The sequence below is a fragment of the uncultured Polaribacter sp. genome, assembly GCF_947501385.1.
Taxonomy (GTDB): domain Bacteria; phylum Bacteroidota; class Bacteroidia; order Flavobacteriales; family Flavobacteriaceae; genus Polaribacter.
The window spans coordinates 48,865-64,368 of record NZ_CANMVP010000027.1; the positions used below are offsets into that span (position 1 = coordinate 48,865).

At 28.0% G+C, this 15,504-nt stretch carries 8 protein-coding genes and 1 pseudogene; 5 read left to right on the forward strand and 4 right to left on the reverse strand.

Annotated elements, in window-relative coordinates; all coding sequences use genetic code 11:
- Window positions 1-193 precede the first annotated feature (193 nt).
- The 5 genes and pseudogenes from Q0998_RS15995 to Q0998_RS16015 form a co-directional block, all read left to right on the forward strand.
- Window positions 194-3,016, forward strand: a complete 2,823-nt coding sequence (locus tag Q0998_RS15995; RefSeq protein ID WP_299671646.1) for a T9SS type A sorting domain-containing protein — start codon at window positions 194-196, stop codon at window positions 3,014-3,016.
- 28 nt (window positions 3,017-3,044) lie between these two features.
- Window positions 3,045-3,212, forward strand: a complete 168-nt coding sequence (locus Q0998_RS16000; RefSeq protein WP_299671648.1) for a hypothetical protein — start codon at window positions 3,045-3,047, stop codon at window positions 3,210-3,212.
- A gap of 288 nt (window positions 3,213-3,500) precedes the next feature.
- Complete coding sequence (locus Q0998_RS16005; RefSeq protein ID WP_299671650.1) at window positions 3,501-4,928, forward strand: T9SS type A sorting domain-containing protein; 1,428 nt, start codon at window positions 3,501-3,503, stop codon at window positions 4,926-4,928.
- Between the two features lie 103 nt (window positions 4,929-5,031).
- Window positions 5,032-6,687, forward strand: coding sequence for an alkaline phosphatase family protein (locus tag Q0998_RS16010; RefSeq protein ID WP_299671652.1), 1,656 nt, complete (start codon window positions 5,032-5,034; stop codon window positions 6,685-6,687).
- A 181-nt stretch (window positions 6,688-6,868) separates the two neighbouring features.
- Window positions 6,869-7,324, forward strand: a pseudogene (locus Q0998_RS16015) (IS1595 family transposase); the annotation flags it as partial.
- 299 nt (window positions 7,325-7,623) lie between these two features.
- On the opposite strand, the gene Q0998_RS16020 reads toward Q0998_RS16015, so the two are convergent.
- From Q0998_RS16020 to Q0998_RS16035, 4 genes are all read right to left on the reverse strand, one after another.
- Window positions 7,624-13,656, reverse strand: coding sequence for an ATP-binding protein (locus tag Q0998_RS16020; RefSeq protein WP_299671654.1), 6,033 nt, complete (start codon window positions 13,654-13,656; stop codon window positions 7,624-7,626).
- Window positions 13,657-13,769: 113 nt separating this feature from the next.
- Window positions 13,770-13,919 carry a hypothetical protein gene (locus Q0998_RS16025; RefSeq protein WP_299671656.1) on the reverse strand — a complete coding sequence of 50 codons (150 nt, stop codon included), beginning with the start codon at window positions 13,917-13,919 and terminating at the stop codon, window positions 13,770-13,772.
- Between the two features lie 269 nt (window positions 13,920-14,188).
- Window positions 14,189-14,761, reverse strand: coding sequence for a hypothetical protein (locus tag Q0998_RS16030; RefSeq protein WP_299671658.1), 573 nt, complete (start codon window positions 14,759-14,761; stop codon window positions 14,189-14,191).
- 25 nt (window positions 14,762-14,786) lie between these two features.
- Window positions 14,787-15,128, reverse strand: coding sequence for a hypothetical protein (locus Q0998_RS16035; RefSeq protein ID WP_299671659.1), 342 nt, complete (start codon window positions 15,126-15,128; stop codon window positions 14,787-14,789).
- Window positions 15,129-15,504: the final 376 nt, after the last annotated feature.

The window sequence follows — 15,504 nt, forward strand, 5'->3', positions numbered from 1 at the left end:
CCCAACTATTTAAAATCAAAAAAATCAAACAGCAAAAGCAAACATTTTGTTCAATATAGCTACTTATTTAAAATTTCACACTTTTTCGTATATAATTTCATACTTATTTACCTATAATTTCCATCCTTTCAATATTGGAATACCAGTTTTTTGAACATAACTTACTATCTATTATTAACTTAAATTTTAGATAATGAAAAAAATAATTACTTTTGCATCAATTTTACTTTGCACTACATTAGGTGCACAAAATTTTACTTTAGTAGCAGGGACTCCTTTTACTGGAACAACTGATGGCTCCGCTCACCTTGTAGACATCGACGGTGATGGAGACTTAGATTTTTTTAATACAGGAGATCAAGGAGGCTCTGGGTTTCAGGGGATAGCAGAATTATATACCAATGATGGTAGTGGTAATTTTACTTTAGTAGCAGGTACTCCTTTCGCAGGGGTTGAAAGTGCAAGTGCTGCATTTGCAGATTTAGATGGTGATTGTGATCAAGACCTTATTTTAACGGGAAGCATTTCTGGGGGAAGAATTGCAAATATGTACACAAATGATGGTACGGGTATATTTACTTTGGTAGCGGGGACACCTTTTTTAGATGTTAGCGTTGGTGATGTGGTCATTTCAGATTTAGATGGTGATACAGACTTAGATGTTATTATCTCTGGATATAACTCAGCTGCAGCTGCTAGAATTTCTGTTGTTTATAAAAATGATGGTTCAGGAACATTTACCGAGTTTACAGCAAGTCCAGCATTTGCAGCAGCAAATGAAGGTGACGTAGATGTAGCAGATGTTGATGGCGATGGCGATGTAGATCTATTAATTACGGGTGATGATGGTCCTGGTGAATTAACAAAACTTTTCATTAATGATGGTGCTGGAGTCTTTACAGAAGATGCTACTGCCTCTACTCTATTTACAGACTTAAGAGATTCAGATGCAGATTTTGCAGATATTGATGGAGATGGTGACCAAGATTTATTAATTTCTGGTAGGTTTGCGTCTTCAGACAGAGAAGCATATTTATATACGAATGATGGCTCTGGTTCTTTTACTTTAGTTACTGGAACTCCTTTTTTTGGAGGAAATGCTGGAACAGTTGACTTTTTTGATGCGGATAATGACGGTGATGAAGACGTGTTAATTTCTGGTTACGAAAATACTGTAGGGAATAGATTTACAAGATTATTTAGCAATAATGGTTCAGGAGTTTTTACAGAAGAAACGTCCGTAGCAATTACTGGTATTAATAATGCAGATATAGCCATTGGTGATGTAGATGGAAATGGTACAAAGGATATAATTATTGTTGGTTTCTCAACTACAAGAATTACCGAAATGTATACAAATTCAAACACTTCAGTACAAATAACATCTTCTGCAAATGGTTTTTGGGATGAAACCACTACTTGGGTAGGTGGTGTAGTACCTACTACTACAAATGATGTAGTAATTTCTTCTAATCATAGTGTAACAATAAGAACAACTGGAGTAGCAGCTAAATCAATTAAAACTATAGGTACCAGTCAACTTCTTATAAATGCCGAACAAAATTTAACAATAACAAAAGATGTTACTACAACGTCAAATAGTAATATCCTTTTTGTTCCTGAAAATAATAAAAATATGGGAACATTAATTTTTGGAGGGATGCATACGGGATGTAATATTTCAGCCAAATTAAGATTACCAAGTAACGATAATTGGCATTTAATTTCTTCTCCTTTGAAGCAAGCAACAATTAATAATTTTATTAATGATGCAACAACAATTGTAACAAATGGCAGTAGTAAATATTCATTAGCTTCCTATAATGATGCAAATACTACAGGATTAAAATACACTTATTTCTCTAATCCATTACCAAATATAACTGATGTATTTGGGAAAGGTCAAGGGTATTCTACTAAAGTAAATAATACAGTAGATATTACGAAACCAGATGTTGAATTTAAAGGTCAACTAAATAATGTAGATTTATCTTATACTATTTCAGACGGTGGTAATGGTTTCAATTTAGTAGGTAACCCTTTTACTGCTTATTTATACGCAAATACAACCGCACATGCAACCAATAACGTTTTAGCTGAAAACGCTACAATTTTGGATGAAGCTACTTTGTGGTTTTGGGACAATACGATAGGTGGGTCAGGAGATTGGGTAACAAAAAATATTGGAGACGTAGCAGCATATCACATATCGCCTATACAAGGTTTCTTTGTAAAAGCAAAAACTGGTGGAGGTAATTTTAAATTTAAAGAAAATATGCAAACGCACTCAAAAATTGATGGCTTTTACAAAACTTCTAATGGTAGATTTGAAATAGATTTATCAATTGCAACAACTAATATTAGCAGAAGTACTTCTATTAGATATATAGAAAACTCTACAACTTCTTTTGATAATGGTTTTGATAGTTCTATGTTCGGTGGTTATAGTTCAGAATTTGCTTTATATACTGAGCTAGTAGAAAGTAATACAGGTAAAAAATTAGCCATCCAAGCTTTACCTAATGCAAATTTTCAAGAGATGATTGTTCCTGTAGGTGTGAATGCGAAAGTTGGTTCAGAAATTACCTTTAAAGCAAACGCTATAAATTTAATTGAAGGTTATAATGTATATTTAGAAGATCGAACAAATAATACGTTTACACGATTAGGTGAAATAAATTCAGAATATAAAACAACAGTTTCTGAAGCAGTAACAAAAGGTCGTTTTTTCTTACATACAAGTACTTCTTCTGTATTAGGTTTAGATTCGGATTCAGATTTGTTAAATAGTGTAAGTATTTATAGCACTAGTAATAATAACTTAAAAATTATAGGTTTACAAAAAAGGAAAACTACTGTTTCTCTATTCAACATTTTAGGAAAAGAAGTTATGATAACTTCTTTTGAAGGCGATAATGTAAATAACATTTTATTACCAATTTTAACAAAAGGAGTTTATGTTGTAAAACTTCAAACTGAAACAGGAAACCTAAATAAAAAAATAATTATAGAATAATTTACGAGAATATAAAAAACAAGACATCATGAAAAAAAACATAGAAAACAGTCAAGAAATCACTCGTAAAGACGCTCTTAAAAAAATTGGTAATTACGGTAAATATACAGCACTAACTGCCTTAGGAACTTATATGATTTTAAATCCACAGAAAGCACAAGCTGCTAGCCCTGAAGCCCCAGGTACTGGCTTTTAAATTTTGTATAATTATAATTAATTAAGCCGGTGAAATTATATCTTCACTGGCTTTTTATTTTAAGAAAATTGAAGAAGTATTTTTAGATGAATATTCTGTTTAGAAGAGTTTAAAAAATACACTTATAAACAATAAATTATTCTTGTGTTATTTTAATTTTTAAATCAAAATTTCACACATATTTTAATAAAATTTCACACATATCATATAAAATTTCTCTCCTTTCAATATTGTTATATCTGTTTTTAAACATAACTTACAAATAATTATTAACTTAAATTTTAGACAATGAAAATAACAATTACTTTTTTATCAATTTTACTGTGTACTAGTTTAGTCGCACAAAATTTCTCTTTGGTGTCTGGCACATCTTTTACTGGAACTACTGATGGTTCTGCTCATTTAGTAGATATTGACGGCGATGGAGATTTAGACTTTTTTAATACAGGAGACCAAGGAGGCTCTGGTTTTCAGGGTATAGCAGAATTATACACAAATGATGGTAGTGGTAATTTTGCTTTAGTAGCAGGCACTCCTTTCACAGCTGTTGAAAGTGCAAGTGCTGCATTTGCAGATTTAGATGGTGATGGTGATCAAGATCTTATTTTAACTGGAAGTATTTCTGGTGGAAGAGTTGCAAACATGTATACAAACGATGGTTCTGGTAACTTTACATTAGTATCTGGTACTCCTTTTCTAGATGTAAGTGTTGGTGATGTTGTAATAGCCGATTTAGATGGCGATGCCGATTTAGATGTTATTATCTCTGGATATAATACAGCGGCTGCAGCTAGAATTTCCGTTGTTTATAAAAATGATGGTACAGGAACATTTACCATATTTACAGCAAGCCCTGCATTTGCATCAGCAAATGAAGGTGACGTAGATTTAGCGGATGTAGATGGCGATGGTGATGTAGATCTATTAATAACGGGTGATGATGGTCCTGGGGAGTTAACAAAACTTTATTTGAATGATGGTACAGGTGTATTTACTGAAGACGCAGCTGCCTCTGCTTTATTTACAGATATGAGAGATTCTGATGCAGATTTTGCTGATATTGACGGTGATGGGGATCAAGATTTATTAATTAGTGGAAGATTTGCATCTTCAGATAGAGAAGCATACTTATACACAAATAACGGTTCAGGATTTTTTACATTGGTGACTGATACTCCATTTTTTGGTGGGAATGCAGGTACAGTAGATTTCTTTGATGCAGATAACGATGGCCATCAAGATGTTTTAATATCTGGTTATGAGAATACTGAAGGAAATAGATTTACAAGATTATATAGTAATAATGGTTCAGGGATTTTCACAGAAAAGACATCAGAAACAATTACGGGGATTAATAATGCAGATATAGCTATTGGCGATGTAGATGGTAATGGTACAAAAGACATTATTATTGTTGGGTATTCAACTACGAGAATTACTGAAATGTATTTAAATAGTGGTGCAGTATTAAAACTAGATAGCTCTAAAATATTAAGTAATAGTATAACCGTTTTTCCAAACCCTTCAAGTAGTATAGTATATACGAATACTGGTAATAAAGAATTAATAGGCATTCAACTAATAGATTATACAGGAAGAGTAATTAAAAGCTCTTCTAAAAATTCAATTGATATTTCTCAAGTTTCTTCTGGTAGTTATTTTTTGAAATTAGAGTTTGAAAATAAATCTGTAACTAAAAAGATTATAAAAAAATAATTTTTATTTATTACTATTTAAGAAGGCTACAGAACGAATCGTTATACTCTGTAGCCTTTTTTTGTATCCTTTAAAATGTTATACAACATTAATTCTTTATAAAATGTCTAGAACGTATACTTTAAAAATAATCACTTTATCCTTCTTTTTTTTATTTATTGCTTGCAACCACTCTTCTCAAAAAAAAGAAAAGCCAAAACTTGTTATTTTTATAGTTATAGATCAGATGAGAGCAGAATACTTATATCGTTTCCAAGATAATTATTCAGAAGATGGTTTTAAACTTCTACTTCGAGAAGGTTTTAATGTGAAAAACACGCATTATAATTATATTCCAACAGCAACTGCTCCTGGTCATAGTAGTATTTATACTGGCACAACTCCATCAGAACATGGAATAATATATAACAATTGGTTTGATCGGAAAGAAAATAAAATGATCAATTCTGCTGAAGATACTTCAGTATTTTTAGTAGATAATTCGGGTATAATAAAAGATACTAGGAGTAAAAAATTTCAGAGATCACCAAAAAATCTTAAAACCACAACTATAACTGATGAGTTAAAGTTATTTACTAATAACAGAGCTAAAGTAATCAGTATTTCTATAAAAGATCGTGGAGCTATTTTTCCTGGTGGTCATTTAGCAGATTATGCTTTTTGGTACAACAACAACAATGGTCACTTTATTACTAGTTCATATTATATTGAAGAATTACCTTCTTGGTTAAAAAAATTTAATAATAAAAAAATAGCAGACTCCTTATTAAATTTAACTTGGAATCCACTATTACCTATCAAACATTACAAGAATAGTAGTATAGACAATGCTTCTTTTGAAAAAGTATTTAATGGTCGTGAGAAAAGCACGTTTCCATATACATTAAAGGAGTTAAGAAAAAATAATGGCAATTATAATTTATTACCTCAAATTCCTCAAGGAAACACTTTATTAACAGAACTATTTAAAGCATCAATAAAAGGGGAAAAATTAGGCAAAGGAAATGAGACTGATTTTTTAGCAATTAGTTTTTCTAGTACAGATTATATTGGTCATAATTTTGGAATTAGATCTAAAGAAATAGAAGACACCTATTTAAGAATGGATAGAGAGATTGCCAAAATAATTAAAACTTTAAATAAAGAAGTTGGTAAAAGAAAGTATATGCTAGTTTTAACATCTGATCATGGTAGCAGTGATAACCCTCCATTTTTAAATTCTAATCATTTGCCAGGTAAGTTTATTAGCTCTAAAGAAATTAGAATAAAACTGAATACTTATTTATCAAAAGAAATATTTCCAAAAGATTACATCTCTTATATCGATAAAACACAGATTTATCTTAAAAAGGATCTTAAAAATAAAGAAGAAGTATTAAAAAAATCTTTAGTTTTCTTAAAAAGAATGGAAGGAATAAAAGACGTTTTTATCCCAAATATTACTACTTTTAATAAAAGTAGTAAGACTACTATTTTTAGAAATAGCTTTAATTCGAAAGTATCAGGTGATATTATGTATCAAGTAGTACCTGGTTGGATGGAAAAAAGGAGTTATGGAACTACTCATACAACTTCTTATAACAATGATACACATGTGCCTTTAATTTGGTATGGCTACAATATAAGAAAAGGTGAAACTGCACTTTCAGTAAAAATTACCCAAATAGCTCCTACGTTAAGTATGTTGCTAGATATACCTTTTCCAAACGCATCAAACAAAATACCAATAGATGACATTATTGAAAATACCTATAAATAAATATATGCTAAATAGTAAAAAATGGATACATTTTTAACTCGAGCTTAAACCCTTTTTCACTTTTATGTACAAATTTGAAAATAGTATTTAAATTGATAAGTACTTTTTTGTGAAAAAAGTACTGTATATCCGTAATCACTAATAATTGATAATTATTTCTTATCTTTAAGAAAATAAATATATGAATATTTTTAGATTTACAGCAGAGTTTGACAGTGAAGATTCTTGTAGAAATCATTTCAAAGAAGAACGAGATAAAATCGGAGTAATTTGCAGAAAATGTTCAAATACAGCTCATTATTGGATAAAGAGTCAATGGAGTTATGAGTGTAAATCTTGCAGAAGTAGAACTTCATTAAGAAGTGGCACAGTTATGCAAAGTTCAAAATTATCTTTTTTGATTTGGTATAAAATAATGTTTTTGTTGACAACAACTAAAAAAGGTTTCTCATCCAAAGAAATACAACGTCAATTAGGATTAAAACGCTATGAACCTGTTTGGGCTATGGTTCATAAATTAAGAAAAGCGATGGGTAGTAGAGATGATAGATATACTTTAGAAGGAATGATAGAAATGGATGAAGGATATTTTACTATTGAAGCATCAGAAAATGCTCATAAGATTAAAAAAACAGGACGAGACACACCAACTATAAAAAAAACTTTAGCATTTATTGCTAGAGTTTTTTTTTCTTTTACATACACTTTTGTTTACCAAAGTCAAACAAAGTACTACGAAAGGAAAACAAATCTATTTCCCAATACAAAATGTAATATTTGCTTATTCTATTGGGTTTGTAGCAGTTTAGGTGTACTAAAGCTGTACACTTTTATTTTCTTTTAGCTGTTGTTTAGTGGATAAATGTACAACTATTTTTTAACCGTTTTAAGTAATGTTTTATAATCTAAATAAATTTAGATTATAAATTCAAAAAATTAAATTTCTTCTATTGAATTTAATTGATTCTCTTTTACAAAACTTTTATTATACTTTCTTTGGCTAAACTCCAATCTTCTAGAAATTTTTCTATGATGATAGAGTACATCTACACCTAAACTTTTAATTCTATCTAATCCATCTTCCGTAATATTAACAAACCATCCTTGACCACTTTCTGAATGTAAATTTCTATTTCTATTATTTTCATCATTGCTTTTCCAATAAAATGATTCTACAACAATATTGTCGTTTTCATCCAACCATCTAAAATTTCCTTCATTACTTAGTTTTAGATTCATTGCATAAGCTAATCTTGGATTGATAGCAAGCCAATTACGTTTTTTAGAAGTAGTATGCATCCAATTATAAAGACAAATTCCACCTTTATTTATATTTTCATATTCATCAATATATACTTTAGTACATGTATTAAAAATATAATAATCATCTAATCCCTGTTCAAGACTCTCTACAAAAGACTGTCTTATCTCACTACACATTCCATCCCCTTGACCATCAATTATAGAATGTTCAGCAAGGATATATAAATCATTTTTAGACTTAAGAACCAGATTCTCCTCTAAATATTCATTTGACAATTGATAAACCCAATTCTCATCTGTAGAAGGCGCATAATCTTTTTCATTTTTAATTATTGGGTTAATGAAATCAGGTTTTTTAATTGGGGATATAAAAAATATTTTCTCATCAAAAGAGTTTGAAATAAAATCAGCAGTTCCTCTATCTAAAATCTCTAACTCCCATAATTCTTTAAGAACCATCATTAATCCTTGCCAAACTTTTTGATATTGTGGTCTCTTATAAGGAATCTTTAAGTAAAGCTTGTATTCATAAATATTTCTTATTTCTTCTTCAGAAAGACCTTTCAACCAATCTGGTTCTTGATAATATTTTTCTCCTAAACTTTTTATTCGATGAGCAATATTTATTTTACTAAAACCACTTATTCTTGATATTTCCTTAATGTCAGGTATGTACAAATGACAAAACTCTAAAGGGTCATTTGTCATTCTTAAAAAACCAGTTTTCCCTAATCTTTCCATTCTCTGCTCATCAGAGATAACTATTTCTGGTTGATAAGGAATTTCCATTTTATATATAAATGGAACTTCTCTATTCTTTTCAATCAATAAAGATTTATAATCAATTTTTAATCTATCTAATATTTTAAGGCTAATAGATTGTATATCATACCTCTCGTTATTAAATAACATAATAACTTTATCTCTATATGGTGAAACAAAATCAATGTTATTTATGCTTAAAATCGATAGCAGTTTAATAAATTTAAAATAGAGTTTACTATTATAAAATTGCTCTAGAACATCCTTTATTAGTAATTTATTTCTATCAAATTCCTCATTTAATATTTCAAATAATATATCATCAAACCCGCTAGGGATTTCACTTAAAAAAAGAATTACTTTTTTGAGAAACTCATAATCAGATGCATCTCCAACTATTGTTGGTGTGGGATAATCCTTTAAATGAATATTTATGATTTGCTCTTTGTATTCTTTTATAAATTTATAATATTCATCATAATTAAAATTTTTATCAATTAACTTAAATATTTCGTCCACAAAACTTAAAAAATGATTACTTGAAATTTGGATATTATCAGATAGGTCATTAAATACCAAATCACTAACCACATCTTTATTTTCTATTTTATCTAAAATATTATATGCTTCTATTTTACTACCCCCATCATAACCTTTATCCCAATTTGAATTTGAAGACTCATTAATAGCTATCATTATAATAGATTTAACTAAATCACTACTTCGATTTTGTTCATACAACATACTTGCTACTTCAACTAAGCTGGAAGTATTCAAATGTCCTTTTTTTATTATTTTTGTTATTTCTGAATCATTTAATTGGTCTAATTTTTTTGTTATTATTTTTGACCATTTAAAATAATTATTAGATGTGTCTTCTTTTTTGAATAAATTTTCAAAATCCTTATAAGAATTGACTTGATTTAATACCTCATCTAAAGATAGAGTCGTATCATTTTTTAATCTTAAAACTGATGAACTATAAGAGTCTTGTTTAGGTTCGGACTTATGTTTTATATCAATATCTTCAATTTTAAGTCCATTGGATTCTGCATATTTTTTAACCTCTAATAAGTACCCTTTTCTTTGTTCTGATATTGAATGAATTTCAATTTCATTAGAAATAAATTTAACATCATTTTCTTTTAACTTAATGGAAAAGAGCTCTTTTAAAAAAATATTTCTACCTCCATAACCTCCATCACAGTTAAGAACTATTCTAGAAAATAATTTATAAAAGAGCCTCCAATTTTCAGGAGATTTATTAACTAGATAAGTTAATACAATTTCTAAGCTATCGTTCAAGTTAATAAAAGATTCAAATAGTAAATATTTAAATAATTCGAATCCATTTCCTTTATCTAATGAAAAACGTAAAATTTCTTCTGCTAGATAATCAGATGAATTACTTGTTTTATATTTTATAGAATCTAAACTTTTTAAATAGGAGGTAAATTCTGGAGTTACTTCTCCTTTCATTTTATATAACCAATTCATCATATAATCGAGTTGATGCTCCTTTTCGTATCTAACATCAACTGAAATAGACATTATTTGATTTAAAATATTTTCAGCTTTATTATTCTTATTAGATAAACTCCATAATTTTATTTGTTCAGCACCTCTTTCAATTCTCCCATCAATATCGTTATCTTCAAAAATAGAAAGGTCTAAAGATTCCAGATGCTTAATACACCATTCATTGTTGATATTTGATTTGATGACAAACTCGATAACATTTTGCTTGTCTCTATCTTTCCAAAACCTAGAATAATTATCCCATTCTTTATCTATCACATCAAGTACAGAATTAAAAAAATCTATTGATATTCTTTCGCTAATTTCAAGAATAAGATTTACTAATATATACTTATTATTATGAATGTAATACTCATACTCATAGTCAGAAACACTATAATGAAAATAATTCATTATTGAATTTAATCTAAAAATAAATCCTTTAGATGCATCTTTTTTGTTGTGATAAATATATGCATAGGATTTACCTAGTTCTGCAAACTCCTGATAATAAGCAGAAACAATATTTTTTTTATCTATTGGAGAAAATAAACTTGGACTTTTTGAAAACTCTTGACTGGTAATATAAAAAAGTTTAGAATATTCAAAAATGTATAATAAAAAACTACTCTCAAATCTATCAATATTATCTGACTCTTTTATCTCTATTGGGGATGCTAATAAATTAAAATATATTTTTCCTTTGTTAATGTCCTTTAAATGAAAAACTTGAATTAAAGCTAATCTCTTGTTTACAGGGTTTACTTTAGATTCATTCCAGTCATTAAGCTTATTTAGGCATTCTGAATAATATTCATCTTTATTTCCAAGTCGCCAAACTATATCAAAATAAAAGAAAAACTGATTATTAATTGGAGATTTTTCTACAAAAAAAGCAAGGTTTTTCAACTTTTTCCAATCTTTTAATTCTATAAATAAACTAGTTAATTCTTCTATTGATTCTATAAAGAGATTTCTTTCATTTTCCTTATAATGACTTCTTTCATCATATCTAATCTTTAAACTAGCAATTCTTTTAAAAATATCATCCAATGGATAAAATAAGCTAGAAAGTTTTACCCAATCAACAATCAATGAAACTTCATCAATTTCTGTTAATTCATTACTATCATAATAATTTGGAGATACTTCTTTTGAAATATTCAATTGGAAGTCTGGCTCGCCTTTTTTAAGAAGTTCTGACGCTAAATCAATATAACCAGATTTATATAATTCCAAGGCATAGTTTAAAACTTCTCCTTTAGTAACAAAAATTTCAGTAGCATTGAAAATGAAAGAATTTGCAATATCTATTCTATTTAATCTAAAAAAAACTTCAGAATGGCTATTTGGTGTAAAAATATTTATTCTTTGATTTATTTCGATATTAGCCAGAAAACAACTAAATAAACTTTTGGGACTTTTTGCCAAATAAGACGATTTAGCAGCTAGTTTTATATCTTCAAAAATATATCTATAGTTTCTAAAACGATACCACTGTTCTCTGAAGTAAGATTGGCTAGCTATTTCTACAATATTTTGATAGTCTTCAGCTTCAAAAAGATGATATAATATATTAAATTTATATTCATTGTTAACATCTCTTATTACATTAAATATTGTTTTATGATATTTAATATTTCTCTTTTTATCATACTCATTGGTTATAAAATTTTTGGCAGTTTCTTCTTTCAAAAACTCTTTAAAGCTATTGTGGAAATATTGCCAAACATTTTTCTTTTTAAAAAAATAATGCTCTGATACTTTCTGAACTTTATCCCAATCAACTCTTTTAGTTATAAAGTTTTCTAATAAGTTAAGGTCTATATATGAATACCTAAATCGTGATATAATCCCTAATATTTCAATAAAATTATCTTCATTTTTATTTTTATTCCAAAATATTCTATACTCATCATAAATATCTCCTTTAAAATCTTTTTGAGTAATTATGTGATTATACTTGGATTTATCTGAACTCTTAAGTTCCTCAATTGTGTATCTCAAAAATAATGGATGACCAAGAGTGTTTTTTTGTAAACTTTGAATTTGCTCATTGTCTAATTTAATATTATGAGACTCTATTAGCAGTTTTGTTTGTGTAAATGAAAATGGACGAATACTTATGATTCTATTTTCATTTTGAATATTAATTTTAATCCTATCTGGTAAACCTTCTAAATTTTCAGTTGTTCTAGTACCTAAGATAAAATATATGTTTTTAGGTATTTGATTTGGGTTAGGAAGAATATCTATTAAACTACGATTAACGTTTTGCTCTCTTTCTATATGGTCTAAACCATCAACAATGATAAAAGTTTTTTCATCATTATATTCTAACTTTTTTAACTCTGAAAAAAGATGCTTCTGTAACTCTTGTATATTATTTGATGGTAAATTTTCTTGTTGAGATAATTGATTTTCACGAACCTGTATAAGTAAATCCTTTAAAAATATTTCAGCCTCTCCTCTAAAACCAAATTCATTATTAATCTCTTTATTAACATAAGCATAATACCTTAAAACATTTTCTTTTCTATTCCTAATCCATTTAGTTAATAAGGTTGATTTACCTGAACCTGCATTACCAATTAAAGCAATATAACCAGAGCTAACATTACCTATCAAGTTATCAATTTCATTAATTGTTTCGTCAATAGGTTGATAATGCTCCTCGTCAACAAAAAAAGAGTGCTTAAAATGAGTTTCGTAACGAGACAATAAACCAAATTCTTTCAATAATTCAAACCTATTAAGAGTAACTCTACCTCTTCTTCCAATTATTGAAAAAATTTGTTTGGAAATTTTATCTACATCAGTAATTCTTTGATAATTATTTCCCTTAAAGGTTTTTTGGACTTTAATATACTCATCTTCAAGAATAAAACTAAACGATTTAATAAATTCAATTAGCTCTTCATCTGTTGATTTTGATATTTTTTTTAATTCTTCAAAAGTTCTTTTCCATCCGTTAGAAATGGAATCTAGGTTTAACTCATTTGAGTTTGTTTTTTCCCAAAACTCATCTTTAAACTTTTTAAAGGAAGGTAGGTTCTCTTCAGAAAAGGAATTAATTTTATCATGAGAAGAAGGTTTTTGATTGGAAACATAACAAGCTGTAATTTCTTTATTTGGGTATTCGCTCCTTAACGACTTCCAATCATTAAAACAGCCCTCAAAAAGACTAGTAGTATCAGAAGTTGTAAAGTTACTATAAGTGAAATTTACACCAATATCTTTAACCTGATAAGCTATAATGGAGTCTTTATTGATTATAAGAACATCATCCAGTTTTTCATATTTGTTTGACGCAAACTCGACTTTCACTAATTGATTATCCAGAAGTGCTTCATATATTTCTAAAGCACAAATTTCATATTGTTTATTATAACCTACTATAGCAGATACTTCTCCAGGTTCTTTCATTTTTATTTAATTTCACTCAAATTTAACTGATTTGAGATAATAAAAGATGAAATTTTATGTGTCTTTTTAATTTTTAATAGAGATATTATTTTACCACTTTATCCTTTTGTTATCTAAATGATTGGATAATGAATTTCTTCATAGGCTTCTATAATATCACTTACTAAATTTAATCTTTCATCAACATTTTCTCCTGCATCAAATTGTTTTATCAATTCTTCTAATTCAATATTTGCTTCTTCATATTTTTTTTCTGTTATCATAATTTTTAAATTTATCTGTCTTATTTATTACTTTAACTTGCAATATAATAACGATAATTGCTTGATTATTTTATTCTACTAAAATATTAAATTGAGTTAATATATACTTGAATATACACCTAATAATATATTTATGTAAACAAATAATTACTTAACGATATTCCGTTTTCAAAATAAGTTGATTTTTCTCTTCATTGCAATGCTCAAAAAATCAATTTGTTTTTAAAATGTGCCCTAGCGGCAGGCGACACGTACAAGTGGTTTGTAAATTATTTTTTATCACAAAGCTTCCAGCCATCTGTTGTTTTTCTAAACATAACGGTTTCAAATTTTTCTTTTGGTGTTGATTTACTTTCTTCAAAAAAAGGAGTTTCATTAAAACGGATGATTCTAATTTTTACTTTAGCAATATTCTTTTCTGGAATTTCGTGAATTTCTGCTATATTTTCAAACTTGTATTCACAAGTAATAAACTTTCCCGTAATTTCTCCTTTATAGTCCGTTTCAGATTTCAAAAGATGTTTCTCTCCTTTTGGTGTTAAAGTAATTTCGTAGCTATCTTTAAATCCCATATCGCCTTTAATGCGTTGTAATTTTCCAACTTTTAAAAGTCCTAGTTTCTCGAATTCTCTTTCAGTTTTTAAAAAATTTGGAAATTTCTTTTTAAATATATCCCATTGTTGAACAGTTCCGTATGAAACTCTTCTAGTTTTAGAATAACTTTCCCTTTTTTGACAATCAATAACCATCGATTTAGCCATATCTTTTGTTAGCTTGTCTTGACTACAAGATATTAGAGTTGTAAAAAATAAAATTGTTAGGATTGATGTTTTAATTTTCATAGTTGTTTTATTGAGTTATTAATATTTATTTAGTATTTGAGTTTTTTATGGAAGTATCAAAATGTCCACAAATTCGACAACATTTATTTTTAGATTGCATATAAGATTTTACGTGAGTTCTATCGTTTAATACCATAGTAAAAGGTTTTAAACAAACACTACATTCTTCTACTTGATAGATTGCAAAAGTTTCTAAACTTCTTAATTTTTTAAAATAGCTTGTACTAGCATATTTCTTTAAAAATTCATTTTCTGAAAAAACAAATGTTTCAATACCGTTTTCTCTTTCTATTTGCCAATAGTCAGTAAGCATTTGACTCTCTCTTTTGGTTACACTTCTATTAGACATTTTTCCTAGTTGTTTCATAAATTTTGGGCACAAAAAAAACGTGAGACTGAAATTACAAGTTTTAAAGGTATCGCCAAACACCCAATCGACCACGTATAACAGCTCACGCCAAAGCGTGAGTGCTATAACTAAAATTTGGTCGATTTTTAAAATTTTTGGCGATTTTATAAAACCAATGACAGTTATTACACTAAATTATAATTTGAATTTATTTTTCTCTTATATTATATTGTTTATTAGACAAATTTAAGGTTTTTTTTATTACTGCTCTCGTTAGAAAACGCTAAAGAAAACCTTTTTTTTATATTTATACAAATACGTCAGTTCGTCTAATAACTCCGTTTTATTTTTAATTTATCCAACTAAATTACAGTATTAGTTTTACACGGGCTGT